The following is a 17,792-nucleotide window of genomic DNA, read 5'->3' on the forward strand; positions in this document are numbered from 1 at the left end:
ATCTGTCCTCTCACACCACCGTACGTACCGTTCGGTATACGGCGGTTCCTTAATTTAGTTTTCTCGCATTCAGGTAACAGTCCGTCAGGAACGTGTAACCACCAATTCTTAGACGCTCGTCGGTTAGGGTTGTAGACAGCACCCAGCTATTCGCTAGATGCCAGTATCCCTTCCTTGAGTTCGCATACTCAACTGCCTTGAACCTACTTGCTCCTAGTTTCATAAGATTCGTCGATCGGGTCCCGATCCGTTTCCATTGTTTCCATATGACCATTCGGATTCTCCTGCGATACCATTCGTCCGTTTTGGCCATCAACTTCTGCATGTCTGCCAGTCGGAAGTAGTTCACCCAACCAACTATGAACTGTTTGAGCACTTCTTTCCTTCTGACGTTTCCCCAACCGTTACTTCTTGAGGTTAGTTCCCGGATTCGACCGCGCATCTTCTCCACACTTTTCGGGTGTATACGCAGCCGGCATTCTCCTTTCATTTTGTAAAATGAGTATCCGAGGAATCTGGCACTAGTGATATAAGCAACGCTGCTTTTCTCACGGTTCACTTTCAATAACAGTCTTTCCTCTATGTACCTTATAGTGCTCTCCATACAACGCATTGCTCCTCGTTGGCTTTTGCATAGGATAATCAGATCGTCTGCGTAGCGAACGAAGTGGTGGCCCCGGGTCTCGAGTTCCCTGTCCAACTCATTTAGCATTATATTGCTGAGTAGCGGACTTAATGGCCCCCCTTGAGGTACTCCAGTTTGGCTGGTTTCAAACTTATTTGCTACTATAACACCTGCACGGAGGTATCGGTGGATCAACGATATTACTCGTCCATCTTTGATTGTTCGCGACAACACTTCAACCAGTTTACTTTGATTTACTGTATCAAAGAACTTCTCCAGGTCAAGGTCCACGGCATAGTTATATCCAGCGGATATGTACTGCTGGCATTGCCGCAGCCCCTGGTGTGCACTGCGTTTAGGTCTGAACCCATAACTGTGGGAGGAAAACTGTTTCTCGTAGATTGGTGATATTACCTGCATGATCGCCTGTTGTATCACCCGATCAACAACGGTGGGGATACCAAGTGCTCTTTGATTGCCATCTTCTTTGGCTATCATTACCCAACGTACTGGGTTTGGCTGGTATTTACCAGCCAGTATGGCTGTTATTAACGCTTCCTTCTCTTTGATAAGATAGTCCTTTAAGGACTCGACTTCCATCTCATCTACTCCTCCAGCTCCTTTGTTCTGTACCACCCTTTTATAGGCCGCATTCAAATTGGCTGGTGATAGAATTTGTTCCAACATGCCATACCCTGTTTGCTCTAAACTTGTAAGGTTGTTTTCAGTTATCCACATGGAAGTCTGCACTCCTACATAGTCTTCGGATGCTGTCCTAACTTTCTGTAGGTAGTTATCTTGTGATATTTTCTGCTTTCTGCCCTTCATCTGGTAACTTTCATTTACTTCTTACTTCTTAAGGTTCAGTCCTTCGGACACTAGTCGCTATATCCTACTATGACCTCGGCTGACTTCTCACAGTAAATCTTGTTTCAACCACGCTTCCTACTCTGTTTCAACGCGTCTGTGAGACCTCCCATGGTAAGACGATAAACCTTCATTCCATCTACCCGCACCATTTACAATGCTGTGTCCGTGTAATCATTGGATTTCGCTTTGTCTTGCAAGCTCGTCCACACAGCTTTTGCCTGATAGTATTCGTATTCCTCGGGCCGGAACTTTGCCGCCAGCTTCCTTCAGATTCCACCTCACAGTGGACACCCTTGCCATTGGCTAATGGTTGGTGATTACAGACCCCCATAACGGACTTCCACCGTCAAGTTTATCGCCATGCATGGCGCACAAGAAAGAAGGCGTCTCAAAAATTTGAGACGCCTTCTTTTTTATATCTAAGATTAGTAAGTCAGAATACTAGCTGTTCATGCTGGCCAGAAACTCTTCGTTGCTCTTGGTGCCACGCATACGTTTCAGCAAATCATTCATTGCTTCTTCGGTATTCATGTCGTTCAGGAACATACGTAACAGGTTCATACGTTGTAACACGTCTTTTTCCAGTAACAGGTCGTCGCGACGGGTAGAAGAAGCAACCAGGTCAATAGCAGGGTAAATACGTCTGTTAGCCAGGCGGCGATCCAGTTGTAATTCCATGTTACCGGTACCTTTAAATTCTTCGAAGATCACTTCATCCATTTTAGAACCGGTTTCAATCAACGCAGTTGCCAGAATGGTTAAAGAGCCACCATGTTCAATTTTACGTGCTGCACCAAAAAATTGTTTTGGCTTTTGCATAGCGTTTGCTTCCACACCACCAGATAATACTTTACCGGATGCAGGAGCTACCGTGTTATGCGCCCTTGCTAAACGGGTGATAGAATCTAACAGGATAACCACATCGTGACCGCACTCTACCAAACGTTTTGCTTTTTGTAAAGCAATGGTAGATACTTTCACGTGCTTCTCTGCTGGTTCGTCAAATGTAGAAGCAATTACTTCTGCTTTTACACTGCGCTCCATATCGGTAACTTCTTCCGGACGTTCGTCAATCAGCACTACCATCAGGTAACACTCCGGGTGGTTTTGTGCAATAGCGTTGGCCACTTCTTTCAGTAAAACAGTTTTACCAACTTTAGGCTGTGCTACAATCAAACCACGCTGACCTTTACCTATTGGGGTAAACAGGTCAATGATACGTGTGCTATAGTTAGAAGGAGTAGTGAACAGGTTTAACTTCTGGAAAGGGAACAACGGAGTAAGGTAGTCGAAAGGTACACGGTCGCGTACTTCGTCTGGTCCTTTACCGTTAATACTTTCCACCTTTAATAAAGCGAAATATTTTTCACCTTCTTTAGGCGGACGTACAGAACCCAGTACAGTATCACCTGTTTTTAAACCAAACAGTTTAATCTGTGAAGGAGAAACATATACGTCATCAGGAGAAGAAAGATAGTTGTAATCAGAAGAGCGCAGGAAACCATAACCATCAGGCATCATTTCCAATACACCTTCACCCTGAATAATACCATCAAATTCTATATTGAATACAGGCTCTTTTTCTTTTTTATACATAGCAGGCTTAGGCATTGCCGTATCAGCCGCCAGTTGTGGGGCAATCAGGTCGGCCAGTGCCAGCATGTTTGCCATGTCTTCCGGTGTGGTTTCTTCATACCTGTATTTATTACCACCGGCATTGTTAGAAGCATCATCACCTTCACCCTCTTCGTTGTAATCTTCTTCCTCTTCGTCTTCTGAAACTGAATTGGGGTTTGATTTTGCAGCTTTCGCTACTACTTTATTAGGTTCGGCCTGCTCAGCAGATGCTTCATGTGCATCTTCTTCGCTGGATTCATTTTTAATAGTTTTGCGGGGACGTTTTTTTATATCGGCGCTTACAGCTTCGGCAGGAGCAGCTTTCTCATGTTTAGGTGCTTCTGTCATTACCTCGGCTTCTTCAGTAGAGTTAGTTGTGCTGGCTTTTACAATACGTTTACGCTTTCCTTTTTCGGCAGATGATGCGGTGTCTTTTTTTTCGCTTGCCATAACAGCTTGTTTATCTAGTATCTTATAAATAAGTTCCTGTTTATCAAGTTTTTTTGAGTTTGAGATACTCAGTTGCTCTGCTATATCATGCAACTCAGGAACTAACATGTCGTTCAATTGCAAAATGTCGTACATAAGTAAATGTCAAAAGGAGTGATTGTTTAAATCGTTATTACGTTTAATCAAAAAAGTTGAAAGAAAAAATCCGGTTGATTGAGGAAAACAGGCGAGCTGTGAGGCAGTGGCATTGAACAAATCAGCTTGTTTCCAATGCAATGTTACTGCAATTTGTTTATAAACAAATAAAAAAATTACGGTTGTTAGCAATTTTTTGGCTAAATAGAGCCTAAAATCCCTGTTTTCTACATTTAATAGTCAACTATCTTTGCTCACTTTTCGACCGTTACAAGTCGTTTTATTAAAAAATCACATCTCTAAAGTATTGGTACATGTTTAACAACAGAGTAAAAATTAAAGCATTGTTGGCCAGCGACGAAACAGGCCACGAAGTTACGGTAATGGGTTGGGTGCGTTCTTTACGCAACAATCAGTTTATAGCTTTAAACGATGGCAGTACCAATAATAATTTACAGGTGGTAATTGAACTGGGACAGTTGGATGAAGCTACTTTCAAACGCATTACCAGAGGGGCTTCTATCCGTGTTACGGGTGAAGTGGTGCCTAGCTTGGGACAAGGACAAAAGGTAGAAGTGAAAGCAAAACAATTAGATATATTAGGCGATTGTGATGCTGAAAAATTTCCTTTGCAACCTAAAAAGCAAAGCCTGGAGTTTATGCGCGAAGTAGCACATTTACGCTTTCGCACCAACACCTTCGGGGCTATCTTTCGTGTACGACATAGCTTAGCATTTGCTATACATAACTTCTTTAACCAGCAAGGTTTTGTTTACCTGCACACGCCTATCATTACTTCCAGTGATGCAGAAGGCGCGGGTGAAATGTTCCGTGTAACTACCTTACCTGCTACTAATCCTCCACTGAATGAACAAGGTGGTGTTGACTTTACAGAAGACTTCTTTGGTAAAAGCACCAACCTTACCGTAAGCGGTCAGCTCGAAGGCGAACTGGGCGCTATGGCCTTTAGTGATATATACACCTTTGGCCCTACGTTCCGTGCAGAGAACAGTAACACCACCCGCCACCTGGCTGAGTTTTGGATGGTAGAACCTGAAATGGCTTTCTACGATCTGGAAGATAACATGAACCTGGCCGAGCAGTTTATCAAATACATTATCCAGTATGCGATGGACCACAACCGCGAAGACCTGGAATTTCTGGCGCAACGCCTGGCAGATGAAGAGAAGCAACTGCCACAAGACAAGCGTAGCGAACTGGGACTGATAGAGAAGCTGGAATTCGTACTCAACAACGGTTTTGAAAGAATCACTTATACCGAAGCCATTGATATTTTATTAAACAGCAGCGCGTATAAGAAAAAGAAATTCCAATACGAAGTGAAGTGGGGCGTTGACATGCAAAGTGAACACGAACGTTACCTGGTAGAAAAGCATTTCAAAAAACCAGTGATCGTTACCAACTATCCTAAAGATATCAAAAGCTTTTACATGCGCCAGAATGATGACGGCAAAACCGTAGCAGCCATGGACATTCTGGCCCCTGGTATCGGTGAAATAGTAGGTGGTTCACAGAGAGAAGAAAGACTGGAACTGCTGGAAAAACGCATGAAAGATTTAAACATACCTACAGAAGAAATGAGCTGGTACCTCGATACCCGCCGCTACGGCAGTGTGCCGCATGCTGGCTTTGGTCTTGGCTTCGAGCGCATTGTGCTGTTTGTAACCGGTATGACTAATATCCGCGACGTTATTCCATTTGCGCGTACTCCTAAAAACTGTGAATTCTAATTAATTGGTTTTTCTATCTTATGTCATCTAATAAACAAATTGAAGCATTACAAGCTGCGTTGCAACCTGTACGCCAGGAATTAATAAACCACGCCTTGTACAACAGCTTACAAAACATAGACCATATACGCACATTCACCGAACAACACGTATATGCCGTTTGGGATTTTATGTCCCTGTTAAAATCACTGCAACGTCATTTAACCTGCGTAACCCTTCCCTGGGTTCCGCAGGGCAATGGCAACACACGCTATCTGATCAATGAAATAGTACTGGGCGAAGAAACAGATGTGGATGAGCATGGTGTGCGCATGAGCCATTTTGAACTGTATGTAAAAGCCATGCAGCAAATGGGCGCCAGCACCAGCACTGTAGAACAATTTTTACAAAGCCTGCAAAACGGCAGCAGTGTAGAAAAAGCCCTACAGCAACAAAATTTACCCGCCAGCGTACAAAAGTTTGTGAACTATACGTTTTCTATTATAGAGAATGCACCTGCACATGTGCAGGCTGCCGTTTTCACTTTTGGCCGTGAAGACCTCATCCCGGGTATGTTCATCAGCATGGTAAAAGAACTATCGAAGAATAATCCGGAGGTAAGCACTTTCAAATACTACCTGGAACGCCATATTGAAGTAGATGGCGACCACCATAGCCACCTGGCCATGGAAATGGTAAGCGAACTGTGCGGTAACGACGAAAGCAAATGGAAAGAAGCAACAGCTGCTTCCCTGGAAGCGCTGCAGCACCGCAAACTGCTGTGGGATGGCGTTCTGGAATTGGTTAAGTAATTATTTTTCAATAATTTATTAAAAATCCTGCAAAAAAGGTTGGTGAATAAAAACATCTCCTTATCTTTGCATCCCGCAAGGGAAAAAGGATGGTGCGGTAGCTCAGTCGGTAGAGCAAAGGACTGAAAATCCTTGTGTCGCCGGTTCGATCCCGGCTCACACCACGAAAAGCCCGTAAGTGACTGACTTACGGGCTTCTTTTTTGGGTGGAAGTTTTCAATATCTTATTGCAGCAGCAAAACATCTTTCAGCTTTTTTGAAATCTAAGGACATTCCGGAAGATTCAATAAATTGTTAGGGCTGTATCCATCAGATTCTGTTTTTAGATACTTCCGTCCTTCATGTCGTGCAACAATAACATTTACACTTCGACCATTAACACTGACATAAAATTGATATTTGTTGTCTTCAATGGCTTTGATCGCATCATCTTCGGACAATTTCCACCGACTTCCGTTACTAAGTCCACCAATATGAGATATTCTTGCATGAGCATCATAGTGGTTTCCACGCTTATTAATGCATGTAACTTGATGTGTTGACATAGTTAATCATTTATTTAGCCCACAAAATGAACTATTCCCTCCTCTTTAATTTATGGGAAACCGTATAAGCCCTTATTCGAAGATTTCCTTTGTTTTTTTGGCTTATTCCCCGCAAACAATGCGGCGAATAGCGCATTTATTCGCCGCATAAAGTAACAAAGCGCAGTTGTTGGGCATGAAATCTCTAGTAGTTCTGTAAACAAGCACAGTCTAGCCCAAGTTTAAAAATAATTGTACGTATAGCGTTGTGATTCAAATAGAACCCTATATTTGCAGCCCGTTAAGGGAAAAAGAATGGTGCGGTAGCTCAGTCGGTAGAGCAAAGGACTGAAAATCCTTGTGTCGCCGGTTCGATCCCGGCTCACACCACGAAAAGCCTGTAAGTGACTGACTTACGGGCTTCTTTTTTGGGTGAAAATGCTAAAACTCTTCGTTACAACTACTTTTTGGGTATTTATGGATATGTTTTTGGGTATAACCCTCTCCTTACACTAAACCAGAAAGGGCTATTTAAGGGCTAATACGGCTATATAGCAATCTTTTTAGTTATGCCCTCTAACCATAAGATGCAAAATTTTAAATCAATAATCTGATAATTTCAGATGATTATGCGATTTTTTTACATCCATATTATGGAACTAATACAATCCATACAACTGTGATAAAAGAAATGAGTACTTTGTTTAATATCGGCACACTATCATGAACACATCAGCAATCCTTTTAATCCCTCAAAAAACAGATATTGAACAACAGCAAGTAGTATCTGCCTGGGGAGAAAACGGTGGCCGAATAAAAAGGCTGGATAAATTTTGGATTAAAAACGAAGACTTAGCCAATCAACGAATTGCTATTTATGGCAACCTGGCATTTGCTTTTGTGGTAGCCCAGATTTATAATGTGGAACGATTATCTCCTGACGACACTTTAATAGCAAAACTGGAAGATAAATGGACCAAAAGGATTGTTCAGCTAAAAACGATCGAACAGTTGTCTGCTCAGGATTTTCCAACATTCATTAAACCCGTTGTTCCTAAAATATTTGTTGCAGGTTTTTTCCAAAGCCTGGAAGATTTCCAGGAAATAATTAGTGGACTACCCATTACAGAAGAGATCCTCGTTGCAACTATAGTCACCGATATACTAGCGGAAGCCAGATGCTATATATGTGATGGCGTAATTATGGATATTGCTTTTTACGAAGGTTCAGCGGATTTGCAGGAGGGTGAAAAATTTGTATCAGACTTCATTACTGATTATAAAGATCATTTACCCAGCGTAGTGGTGGTAGACATTGCATTTAGTGAAAAAACGGGCTGGTTTGTACTGGAATTTAATGCGTGCTGGGGTGCAGGACTCAATAACTGCAAGGCAGAAAAGATAGTGGACTGTATCATTGGTGCAACGATTAATATTACGTGATATGCTACAATACCAGTAAAACATAGAACTAACAACCCAAAATCATCATGATAAAGCAAGATGCTGCATCCCGTACAATTGAAGCAATACATGAAAGTGTAAGAACCTATTTAAAACAAGGTTTAACAAACGAACAGATCATTGAAAAGTTGAAAGAGGAGAACCTGGAACCTTATTATATTGAAACGGTTATTGATAACATTTACAAAGAATACGAAGACAAAAAGAACTTAAAAAATGCCATCCTAACAGGAAGCATTTTAGTGATCGTTGGCTTAGTAATAAATATGCTTTCTTATAGGTTGTCCGAAAACATGAATTCATCAGCATTCCTGCTGTTTTGGGGTATCGTTGTTACTGGCATAGTTACTATTATCCGGGGAATGATATTATACAGGAGTTAAGCCAGGAAAGTAATCTGAGGAAAATCGTATATTGTATCGCCTGTTTCACATGAAGGTCGGCCGTAGGCCGTTGAAGGGTATTCTTCTTAGTGTGATGATGGGCTTTTTTTATGCACTTACTTGACCACACCTTTTGAATACACAAACAGCTATGAATCATGCACACATTCCAGGCTGAGTTAAAAATCATTGACATCAACCCCTATGTGGAAGTACCAGACCGCATATTATCTGCTGTTCTAAAACAAGCAGGTAAAGACAAAGGCAAAATCCCTATCCGGGGCACTATAAATGAAACACCCTACCAACAAACACTTGTAAGGTTCCGGGGCGAGTGGCGGTTGTATGTGAATACAAAAATGCTACCCCGCTCGCCGCAAAAAATAGGCATCCGTATAACAGTGACCATTGAATTTGATCCGTCTATCAGAACCATCCTTCCCCATCCTAAATGGGAAGCGGCGCTGGCCGAAAACAAAGCAGCTAAAGCCATTTTTGATCAGTTACGTCCTTCCCTGCAGCTGGAAATAGTGCGCTACATTACTAATCTTAAAACCGAAGCCAGCATTGAAAAGAATGTAGCAAAGGCGATCGGTTTTTTACTGGGAAAAGAACGGTTTGTGGGCAGGGATCACCCATAACCTTGGGCAGGGGCAGTGCCGGACAGTTCTCTCCCCTTTTTACTGTATTTTCCCGCCCGCATAGAATTGCTGATGCACAGCATTGCCCGAACCAATAAAATGATTGTATGATCCGAAAGAAAAAATGGTTATCCGTATTGTTTGCCTTAACAACCACATTACACCTGAACGCATGGAGCCAGGAACTGTTTCCTGATGGCACACCCATACCGGAATGGTTTAGAGATAACACACCCACCAACATCAGTAAACTGGGTAAGCGATACTCCATCACTGACTATAGTGTAGTAAAAGACAGCACCGTTATTCAAACACAAAAAATACAGGCCGTTATTGACAAAGCTTTTGCCAACGGCGGCGGTGTAGTGGTGGTTCCTAAAGGAACTTTCCTCACCGGTGCGCTCTTTTTTAAGCAAGGCACACACCTGCACCTGGAAGAAGGTGCGAAGTTGAAAGGCAGCGATGATATCAGCAATTTCCCCATTCGCCTTACACGCATGGAGGGACAAACGCTGAAATACTTTACTGCGCTGATAAATGCAGATAGCCTGAATGGATTCACCATTTCCGGCAAAGGCACGCTGGATGGTAATGGGCTGCGTTACTGGAAATCATTCTGGCTGCGCAGGGAGTTTAACCCCAAAACCACCAATATGGATGAAATGCGCCCCCGGTTGTTGTATGTTTCTAACAGTAAAAACGTGCAGATCTCCGGCGTAAAACTCATCAACTCCCCTTTCTGGACCAGCCACTACTACAAATGTGAAAATGTAAAGCTGCTCGACCTGCATATCTTTTCACCCAAAGCACCAGTGAAAGCGCCCAGTACCGATGCAGTGGATATTGACGGCTGTAAAAACTTCCTCATCAAAAACTGCTATATGTCGGTAAATGATGATGCAGTAGCGCTGAAAGGTGGCAAAGGCCCAACTGCCGATAAAGAACCTAACAACGGCAGCAACGAAAACATCATTATTGAAGATTGTACCTATGGCTTTTGTCATGGTGCGTTAACCTTTGGCAGTGAGTCTATCCACGACCGCAACATCATCCTGCGCCGCATTAAAATAAATAATGCAGAACGCCTGTTGTGGCTGAAAATGCGTCCCGACACACCACAGGATTATGAATACGTAGTGGTAGAAAACATTGAAGGCAGCAATATTGAAAACTTCATCTTTGTGCGTCCCTGGACGCAGTTCTTTGATCTGAAGGGCGAAAAAGCTACGCGCCAGTCATATTGCAAAAACATCACCATGCGCAATATCAACCTGGAATGCAATAACTTTTTCAATGTGGGTATAGCCGAAACGCATAGCAATACCAATGCTTTCGAATACCAGTTATCAGATTTTACGTTTGAGAACCTGACCGTAAAAGCAAAAAATTTCCTGAACATAGACACCTCTATCATTAAAAATTTCCAGCTGAAAAATGTAATCATCAACGGCGAGAAACGTTTTTAATATCCAGGTAAACCATTCTTTTAAAAGAGACGCCTTTCACGAGGGCGTCTCTTTTTTGTCAATCAGAGAAACTGACCAGGATTAAAAGTGAAATAACGTTTTACTTTACCTGAATCCTTATAAGTAATTGCCTTGAATAGGAATTTATCTCTTTAACTCCTCAACAGCAGTAGCAAGCTCTAACTTAATAAACTCCCAGTGCTTTCCTCTTAAACAAATAGGATCCAGATCATCTTCTGCATTGCTAAAGTCAGACAAATTGGTATGAATAGTATTAATATCATGATTGAAGGGATAACGCTCTTCATGTAATGCAATCATTTGCTCTAACGTAAGAACAGTCAACATTTCATGAATGTCCCAAAAATCCTTTTTTCGTCCTTCCCGCTGCACCACGTCTATTTTCATAGCAGCAATCTCCTCAATAGTTGCCATGCGAACATTTCCTGCCATCATGAAAGGTCGAATAAATTGATCTGTATAGTATAAATCCATTTTAATCAGATCTTCTCTTGCTACACTTTCTCCAACAACATATCCCCTGCCCATCCCTATAGGTTGATTATCCCATGGAGGACTCACATGAGCAAAATGATGGCGCAGGTATGTATCTATAACCTTAAAATCAATTGAACCATAAAGCGCATCAGTAAATAAATCTATATCTATTGACATCCGGTGTCCCAGCTGTAAACTAAGTGCTGTTCCACCTACAAGCCGGAAAGAATCAAATAGGCTTTCCTCCATCAATTGAAGTAATACTGTTTGTAGCTTGGGATCTACCGTATTCCAATACATAAAACATCTTTTTTAATACTGCTTCGATTCTTACGAGGTAAAACCTCCCGCACTACATCAGTACCATAGAAACGTATCATTTCTTTTTTCTCGCTCAGCAAACCTCTATCGAAAATGCGTTTAATAATGGCTCTTTTTTGCCTGGTCCAGTCTAGTTTGTCAAAATCAGTATCCCAGAAAAGAATAGGTCGTATTCTGCTAAGGTCTGGTTTAGCTTTAGACTGGTGTTTTTCCTTTTCCAGTTTCATATCATAGTATGCCTGTAGTACCATAAAGAACCCCTCCTCCATTCCTAACGCTTCTTCAATACGATAAGCCAGGTTTGCATTCATATTCCGCCTTCCCTTTGTAATAGCTCCTAATGTTTGTGGAAACTCCTTGATTGACAACGCAAAAGGGCCCTTCGCAATATTGCGTTTTTTCAGTTCCCGCTCCAGTACTAACCCCGGATGAATCCCCTTCATTAACTCTATAGCCTTACTCGTTGTCATCATTCTAAAGATAAGCAAATTTGTTTACTTGCTATTGGACTCAAACTTGCCGAAAGGGATATATCAAAGCTGCCTAACAGGTAGAGTATTGAAACGACCATCTTTTTTTAGTAAATTGACAAAAGAAACCTCATTACATATTAACCGTAAAATGATTACACTATGAAACGACTTAGCTACGCTATGTGTTTTTTAACCATTGTTTTAGTTCAAACAACTGCATTCTCTCAATCTACCTGCGATGAAGTGAAGAAAGAAAATGAATACCTGCGGAAAGCATTGAAAATTACCACGCCTGTAAAAACAGCTACTTCATTGAACATCGATTTTAATCTTATTAAAGCAGAAGGCAACAAAAAAGAGCAAACGGTAACACTTACACTGACTATAGTGAATCACGAAGCCAATCAAAGAGTAAATTTTAACAATGCTAAAGCCATTGATACAGAAGGCAACGAGTATGAAACTTATGAAATTAGCATAGGCAGTTCCAGCAGTAGCAATACCGTATACACAGATACACCTGTAAAAACAACCATTCGTTTTAAAAAGGTGCTACCTTCTACATTAATTTTCAAGTTGATTCCAATAAACTATTATCATGAAAATAAAAGTGGAGTTGTAACCTTTGAATATAAAGACATCCCGATTGATTGGAAATAATAAAACTTGAATTAATATTCAATTGTTTTTTCAAATCTGGGCACTGCATAAGTTTTATGCTGTGCCCAGATTTAGGATTGTGCTGAGCCCACCACCCCACACATAACGTTCCCTTAACACCCCACCGCTACCTTCGTACCATGTCATCGACCTCTTCCATCCGGCAGGCGACTTTTGAAACGGCTGTTATAGCTTATTGGGATAAACTACTGGGTATTGCAGTAGCAAAAACCAATGAACAGGATGGCTTTGACCTGGTGCAGGATGTTTTACTGTCGGCCTGGGAAAAGTGGGGGGAGTTACCGAAAGATGAAAGCCTGGAATTTTATTTATTGCATGCTTTAAAGCTTCGCATTTTCAATTACTACCGCAGTACCGATCGTTATCAGCAGCGGCTGCAAAAGCTGGAAGAATTACTCAATCACTCTGTAGAACAAAACGATGCACTGGCGGGTGAAGATCTGCAGGCTTTTCGGGAAGCCTTGGTGCGGGAAGCAGTAGCTACCCTTTCGCCTAACCAGCAGCAGCTTTTTACACTGCGCGTACAGCATCAATATTCTTATCAGAAAATTGCTGCTATCCTGCATATTGCGCCAGGTTCGGCAAGGGTGCTATATGCCCGGGCGTTGGAGCAGATAAAAACACATATCAGAACCAACCCGGCAGCTTCAGAAAGCATCCTGTCTGCCTTTGTGTTGTTTACAATTTGTTAACCTGGCACCCGGTTAACATTCTTCCGCCGGCGGGTATTCTATGGGTATATGACTAACAACAACCCATCCAACGCCAAAGCCCTGTTAGAAAAATTTCAGGCCGGACATTGTACGCCGGAAGAGCTGGCTATACTGGATCAATGGTATGCTACCCTGGAAGAAGACCATCCCGCGCAACTCTCTGCACAACAAACACAGCAATACAAACAACAGTTTCTCCACACCTTTCGCAACCGCCTGCAACCACCTGCTATTATTCGTACATCCATCCCTGTCATCAGGTGGCTGGCCGCTGCCTGTGTGTTATTACTGGCGGGGGCAGGGTATCGATGGCTATTACATCAACAGGCGCAGCCTGTCGCTGCCGGGAATATGCAGATAGTGGCCAATACTACCTCGCACGTAAAGAAGATAGCACTAGCTGATAGTTCTATCGTATGGCTGAACGCCCATGCTTCACTCAGCTGGAAACAAGCAACCACCCGCCAGGTAACACTGGAAGGCGAAGGGTATTTTGAGGTGCACACCAATACGCAGCAACCATTTACGGTAAACACCCGCGATATGCAAATAAAGGTGCTTGGTACCGCCTTTAACGTAGAAGCGTATACAGCAGAAAAAATGACCCGCGTAGCCCTGGTGAATGGACGTGTGCAACTACGCGCGGCAGCAGATAGTAATAATCATACCCTGTTGCAACCCGGACAAATAGCGGTGCTTACCGCCAACCAACCCTGGGCCATCACTACCGCCAATACAGATGCGGTAGCCAGCTGGACCAACGGCGGCTTTGTGGTAAACAATATATCGGTGAAAGATGCGGTGGCGAGGTTGTGCGAACGCAACGCCTGCACCCTGGAATGGAAAAGCATAAAAGACATTCAAAAAATTATCTCCGTGGCTTTTATGCGCGAAAGCTTTGAGCAGTCGCTCAGTAATCTCTGTTACCTCCTGCACAAGCAATACAAAATACAGGGCAATCACGTGACTATTTACTAAATATAAAAAAGGGGTGCTGCAAACACCCCCTTCGGTAAAAACCTTTAAAAATAATGAAGATTAAAATTAGGCTTTTCAGGCGATACCCGAAATCCTTCGGCCGCGCCCTCCTGCGACAGCTATTGCTCTCAGGCTGTGTATTTTTTACGGTGGCTACAGGCTTTGGCCAGCAAACCGGGATGGTTAAAAAAGTGAAACTGGATGTTACCCAAACCACCCTGTCTAAAGTATTAGATGCGTTGGATCAGCAAAGCGAGTATTCTTTTAACTACATCCGGGAAGACTTCGACAAGATGGTAGTAAAAGACATCAACATCGACAACATCAGCCTGCAGGATGCTTTACAACTGCTGCGCAAAAAAGCGGGGATTGAATACACCGTGAGCGGAGCGTCTGTATTGTTTCGTAAAGCAGCCCCGGTAATAGTAACACCTAAAAAAGACCCGGGTAAAATCAGTGGTAAAATAGTGGATGACGAAAACGGGCAGCCGGTAGTTGGCGCTACTATCGTCATCCATGGCAACACCTTGCTGTCCGATGTAGAGGGCGAGTTTGTTCTCGCTTTATCCAATGGTAGTTACACTGCTACTGTAAGCTTTATAGGTTATGGCAGTAAAGAGGTGAGCGATATACCCGTAAAGGAAGATGCTATCACACCTTTATCTATCACACTGAAAAGAGAAAAAGGACAGCTATCCGGCATTGTGGTAAAATCTTCTGCACGCAAAGAAAGTATTGCGGCCCTGTTTGTAAAGCAGAAGAATGCAGCCGGTTTGTCTGACGGAATCTCAGCGGAGCAAATCAACGCCACCCCCGATAAACATGTGGGAGAAACCTTAAAGCGCATCACTGGCGTAAGCACCAACGATAACAGGAAAGTAGTGGTGCGCGGTATAGCCGAAAGGTATAACGTGGCCATGCTCAATGGCAGCACTTTACCCAGTACTGATATACAGGAACGCGATTTTGAATTCAACCTCATCCCCTCCAACCTGGTAGAAAGCATTGTGGTGTACAAATCAGCTACGCCCGATATGCCGGGCTTTGCAGGAGGTCTGGTGCAAATCAACACCAAATCCATTCCTGCTAACAACTTCACCACTATCAGCGCCGGCTTATCATACAACTCCCGTACACAGGGCAAAGATTTTTTAGGCCCGCAACGTGGTAAATATGATTATCTCGGATTTGATGATGGAAACCGGGATCATTTTCCCGACCACCTGGTACCCCTTACCGACAACTACGATCCCAGGAAACCCGACAGTCAGAATAAAATTAAAGCGGCCGAAGTTGCAGCGCAAAACAAGCGCATTGGCGGTACCGAACGTTTAGGCACCCGTGTGTACCAGGCAATGCCTTCACAAAACTACCAGTTTAGTATAGGCCGGAATTATTCGCTGAGTAAAAACAACATCCGCTCCCTCGGCTTTGTGGGTTCGCTTTCTTATCGCAACACCCAAAGCAACGATTATATAGCCAATATGCGCCGTGGTAACTGGAGCCGTCAACCCTCTAAAATGCTGGACCCGGAAGATGTGAACACGGGCAATGTATATGGCTTTAACACTACCTGGGGCGTAATGCTGAACTGTGGTTTTAAAACTGCCAAACACCAGGTAAGCACGTATAACCTGTACACCCGCATTTTCGACGACAGGTTCACACGTATTAAGGGCTGGACGCATGAACAGCCTAAAGGGCCGGATGTGGCACCCATTATGGAAGAAGATGACCGCCCTAAATTCAGCAACCTGATACAGAATAAAATTGCCGGCGAACATCAGCTGGGGCGTTTTAAGCTGGAATGGGATGCCACCCGCACTTACCTGCACACATTGGAGCAGGATGCCTTTTCATCGCAGCTGGGTTACCGGTCTTACGCCAATCTGCTCCCTGTATTTCAATACGGCCCGCAACAGGCTTCCGAACCTGGTTACGGAAATATACACAGGGATGAATACAGTTACAGGGAAAGAAACCTGGCTGCTGATATGAGCGTGGCTTATAACCTAAAGCTGGGTAAAACAACCCATATCTTTAAAACAGGATTTAATATACTGGCCAAACATGCTACCTACAACTGGGTGATACTACCTATTGTTACTGTAGATGGTTTTACGAATAAGTACAGCGACATGCCTATCCAGGAATGGGGCAATCATATGACCATGGAAAATCCCCTGAAAGATCTCTTCTATAATCCCGGTTTAGTGTCTATCAGCTCTTTTGAGGGAAAAAGCATTAACCGCAGCGCCTTTTTCATGTTTGATAGCAAAGTGCTACCCAACCTGCGACTGGTAGGTGGTATGCGGGCCGAATATTTCAGAAGCGATACCCTTGGCAATGATGCCAGTCTGCTGCAGGACCGTAACTACAAGTTATATATGGATGATTCGGTGCGAACCTGGTGGCTTCCTTCGCTGAATATTACGTATACTCCTTTGAAAGATTTTAATGTGCGTGCTTCTTATTCAGAATCGGTGGTAAGGCCTGGTTTAATGGAGAATGCCCGCTTTGCCCGTTACAACCCCAGCTTCGGTACCATTTTAAGAAGTCGTGGCGTACTAAGCACCCATGTTAAAAACTACGATGCCAAGTTAGAATGGTTTCCCGGTGCCGGTGAAATACTGTCCGTAGCCTATTTTTATAAATACTTTGATAAGCCTGCTGAGTACTATGCTTATGATCCCGCCAATACCAGCAAGTACGATATACTGATTACTAATTCAGACTGGGCCAAAGTAAGGGGTTGGGAGTTTGAGCTACGTAAAAACCTGGAATTTCTTCATCCCGGAATCAGCTTTCTAAAAGATGTTTACCTGAGTGGTAACCTTACGCTACAGCAATCGGAAGTACGCGCCAGGCAGAAGTATATTAAAAACAATTCCGATGGAAGCGACTCGGTTTTCTTCACCTATATGAAGTATCCCCGCGCCCTGTATGGGCAGGTGCCTGTATTATATAACCTGGGAATGATGTACGCCGGCAACAGGCTGGGCCTGAGCATCAACTATAACCACACCGGTTATAAAACATTCACCACGGGTGATGATCCTAACTTTGTAGAATACGAACGCCCCCGTTCGCAGCTGGACGCGCAGATCACTTATAAATTGCTGAAAGGTAAACTGGAAGCGAAGCTGAATATGAGTAACCTCACCGATGCACCATTCCGTTTTTTTATCAACGACCAATCTACCTTAGAATACAAAACAGTACCCCCCGGTACAGAAACCCCTGAATTTAGCGACCGGTATCAGTATAAAGCAGGTTTCAGCGAAAAATATGAAGAAGGATATGCCGGCAGCGATGGCCGTCCGGTGGGCGACAGAAACAGCTTTACCCGCTATATCGGTCGCACATTCAGTTTTACCCTTTCTTACCATTTCTAATGTTTAAAACAATTCA

At 43.2% G+C, this 17,792-nt stretch carries 15 protein-coding genes and 2 tRNA genes; 12 read left to right on the plus strand and 5 right to left on the minus strand.

The features are described 5' to 3' along the window. Window positions 1-49: 49 nt before the first annotated feature. Together ltrA and rho are read right to left on the minus strand one after the other, a co-directional pair. Entirely contained in the window at window positions 50-1,453 is a 1,404-nt protein-coding gene (ltrA, locus tag FLA_RS27580) for a group II intron reverse transcriptase/maturase (RefSeq protein WP_076376431.1), read from the minus strand. A 483-nt stretch (window positions 1,454-1,936) separates the two neighbouring features. Beyond that, window positions 1,937-3,697: a transcription termination factor Rho gene (gene rho / locus FLA_RS27590; protein ID WP_076376433.1), complete on the minus strand. Its 1,761-nt coding sequence runs from the start codon at window positions 3,695-3,697 to the stop codon at window positions 1,937-1,939. A 314-nt stretch (window positions 3,698-4,011) separates the two neighbouring features. Here rho and asnS point away from each other — a divergent pair, with 314 nt between their 5' ends. The 3 genes from asnS to FLA_RS27605 all read left to right on the plus strand — a co-directional run bounded on the left by asnS (window position 4,012) and on the right by FLA_RS27605 (window position 6,403). Then, entirely contained in the window at window positions 4,012-5,448 is a 1,437-nt protein-coding gene (gene asnS / locus FLA_RS27595) for an asparagine--tRNA ligase (RefSeq protein ID WP_076376435.1), read from the plus strand. A 20-nt stretch (window positions 5,449-5,468) separates the two neighbouring features. After that, a complete protein-coding gene (locus FLA_RS27600) occupies window positions 5,469-6,239 on the plus strand; it encodes a DUF3050 domain-containing protein (RefSeq protein ID WP_076376437.1) in 771 nt (256 codons plus the stop codon). A gap of 91 nt (window positions 6,240-6,330) precedes the next feature. Beyond that, window positions 6,331-6,403 (plus strand) — tRNA-Phe (locus FLA_RS27605). A 99-nt stretch (window positions 6,404-6,502) separates the two neighbouring features. On the opposite strand, the gene FLA_RS27610 is transcribed toward FLA_RS27605, so the two are convergent. Then, complete coding sequence (locus tag FLA_RS27610; protein WP_076376439.1) at window positions 6,503-6,784, minus strand: DUF3892 domain-containing protein; 282 nt, start codon at window positions 6,782-6,784, stop codon at window positions 6,503-6,505. Between the two features lie 296 nt (window positions 6,785-7,080). On the opposite strand from FLA_RS27610, the gene FLA_RS27615 reads away from it, so the two are divergent. The 5 genes from FLA_RS27615 (at window position 7,081) to FLA_RS27635 (ending at window position 10,717) form a co-directional block, all read left to right on the plus strand. Then, window positions 7,081-7,153 (plus strand) — tRNA-Phe (locus FLA_RS27615). 333 nt (window positions 7,154-7,486) lie between these two features. Next, the gene (locus FLA_RS27620) at window positions 7,487-8,206 is read left to right on the plus strand and encodes an ATP-grasp domain-containing protein (protein WP_084206043.1); all 720 of its coding nucleotides are present in this window, start codon (window positions 7,487-7,489) and stop codon (window positions 8,204-8,206) included. A gap of 47 nt (window positions 8,207-8,253) precedes the next feature. Continuing rightward, complete coding sequence (locus FLA_RS27625) at window positions 8,254-8,610, plus strand: hypothetical protein (protein WP_076376441.1); 357 nt, start codon at window positions 8,254-8,256, stop codon at window positions 8,608-8,610. 158 nt (window positions 8,611-8,768) lie between these two features. Continuing rightward, window positions 8,769-9,251 carry a YdeI/OmpD-associated family protein gene (locus FLA_RS27630; RefSeq protein WP_076376443.1) on the plus strand — a complete coding sequence of 161 codons (483 nt, stop codon included), beginning with the start codon at window positions 8,769-8,771 and terminating at the stop codon, window positions 9,249-9,251. Between the two features lie 107 nt (window positions 9,252-9,358). Then, window positions 9,359-10,717: a rhamnogalacturonidase gene (locus FLA_RS27635; RefSeq protein WP_076376445.1), complete on the plus strand. Its 1,359-nt coding sequence runs from the start codon at window positions 9,359-9,361 to the stop codon at window positions 10,715-10,717. A 144-nt stretch (window positions 10,718-10,861) separates the two neighbouring features. Here FLA_RS27635 and FLA_RS27640 read toward each other — a convergent pair whose 3' ends face one another. Both FLA_RS27640 and FLA_RS27645 read right to left on the minus strand, forming a co-directional pair. Continuing rightward, window positions 10,862-11,515: a nucleotidyl transferase AbiEii/AbiGii toxin family protein gene (locus tag FLA_RS27640; RefSeq protein WP_076376447.1), complete on the minus strand. Its 654-nt coding sequence runs from the start codon at window positions 11,513-11,515 to the stop codon at window positions 10,862-10,864. Next, window positions 11,497-12,009 (minus strand): helix-turn-helix transcriptional regulator, encoded by a 513-nt coding sequence (locus FLA_RS27645; RefSeq protein WP_076376449.1) that lies wholly within the window; start codon window positions 12,007-12,009, stop codon window positions 11,497-11,499. The genes FLA_RS27640 and FLA_RS27645 overlap by 19 nt, the downstream gene beginning before the upstream one ends. A 159-nt stretch (window positions 12,010-12,168) precedes the next feature. Between FLA_RS27645 and FLA_RS27650 the strand changes: the two genes are divergently transcribed. The 4 genes from FLA_RS27650 (at window position 12,169) to FLA_RS27665 (ending at window position 17,776) form a co-directional block, all read left to right on the plus strand. After that, complete coding sequence (locus tag FLA_RS27650) at window positions 12,169-12,669, plus strand: hypothetical protein (protein ID WP_144263977.1); 501 nt, start codon at window positions 12,169-12,171, stop codon at window positions 12,667-12,669. A 140-nt stretch (window positions 12,670-12,809) separates the two neighbouring features. Then, window positions 12,810-13,382 (plus strand): RNA polymerase sigma factor, encoded by a 573-nt coding sequence (locus FLA_RS27655; protein ID WP_076376453.1) that lies wholly within the window; start codon window positions 12,810-12,812, stop codon window positions 13,380-13,382. Window positions 13,383-13,430: 48 nt separating this feature from the next. Then, a complete protein-coding gene (locus FLA_RS27660) occupies window positions 13,431-14,381 on the plus strand; it encodes a FecR family protein (RefSeq protein ID WP_076376455.1) in 951 nt (316 codons plus the stop codon). Window positions 14,382-14,434: 53 nt separating this feature from the next. Next, a complete protein-coding gene (locus tag FLA_RS27665) occupies window positions 14,435-17,776 on the plus strand; it encodes a TonB-dependent receptor (RefSeq protein ID WP_084206044.1) in 3,342 nt (1,113 codons plus the stop codon). Window positions 17,777-17,792 lie beyond the last annotated feature (16 nt).

The organism is Filimonas lacunae (assembly GCF_002355595.1).
GTDB classification, from domain to species: domain Bacteria; phylum Bacteroidota; class Bacteroidia; order Chitinophagales; family Chitinophagaceae; genus Filimonas; species Filimonas lacunae.

Excerpts from the sequence above, each read along its gene's own strand:
- ltrA (WP_076376431.1), bottom strand. The coding sequence starts at position 1,453 with ATGAAGGGCAGAAAGCAGAAAATATCACAAGATAACTACCTACAGAAA.
- rho (WP_076376433.1), bottom strand. The coding sequence starts at position 3,697 with ATGTACGACATTTTGCAATTGAACGACATGTTAGTTCCTGAGTTGCAT.
- asnS (WP_076376435.1), top strand. The coding sequence starts at position 4,012 with ATGTTTAACAACAGAGTAAAAATTAAAGCATTGTTGGCCAGCGACGAA.
- FLA_RS27600 (WP_076376437.1), top strand. The coding sequence starts at position 5,469 with ATGTCATCTAATAAACAAATTGAAGCATTACAAGCTGCGTTGCAACCT.
- FLA_RS27610 (WP_076376439.1), bottom strand. The coding sequence starts at position 6,784 with ATGTCAACACATCAAGTTACATGCATTAATAAGCGTGGAAACCACTAT.
- FLA_RS27620 (WP_084206043.1), top strand. The coding sequence starts at position 7,487 with ATGAACACATCAGCAATCCTTTTAATCCCTCAAAAAACAGATATTGAA.
- FLA_RS27625 (WP_076376441.1), top strand. The coding sequence starts at position 8,254 with ATGATAAAGCAAGATGCTGCATCCCGTACAATTGAAGCAATACATGAA.
- FLA_RS27630 (WP_076376443.1), top strand. The coding sequence starts at position 8,769 with ATGCACACATTCCAGGCTGAGTTAAAAATCATTGACATCAACCCCTAT.
- FLA_RS27635 (WP_076376445.1), top strand. The coding sequence starts at position 9,359 with ATGATCCGAAAGAAAAAATGGTTATCCGTATTGTTTGCCTTAACAACC.
- FLA_RS27640 (WP_076376447.1), bottom strand. The coding sequence starts at position 11,515 with ATGTATTGGAATACGGTAGATCCCAAGCTACAAACAGTATTACTTCAA.
- FLA_RS27645 (WP_076376449.1), bottom strand. The coding sequence starts at position 12,009 with ATGATGACAACGAGTAAGGCTATAGAGTTAATGAAGGGGATTCATCCG.
- FLA_RS27650 (WP_144263977.1), top strand. The coding sequence starts at position 12,169 with ATGAAACGACTTAGCTACGCTATGTGTTTTTTAACCATTGTTTTAGTT.
- FLA_RS27655 (WP_076376453.1), top strand. The coding sequence starts at position 12,810 with ATGTCATCGACCTCTTCCATCCGGCAGGCGACTTTTGAAACGGCTGTT.
- FLA_RS27660 (WP_076376455.1), top strand. The coding sequence starts at position 13,431 with ATGACTAACAACAACCCATCCAACGCCAAAGCCCTGTTAGAAAAATTT.
- FLA_RS27665 (WP_084206044.1), top strand. The coding sequence starts at position 14,435 with ATGAAGATTAAAATTAGGCTTTTCAGGCGATACCCGAAATCCTTCGGC.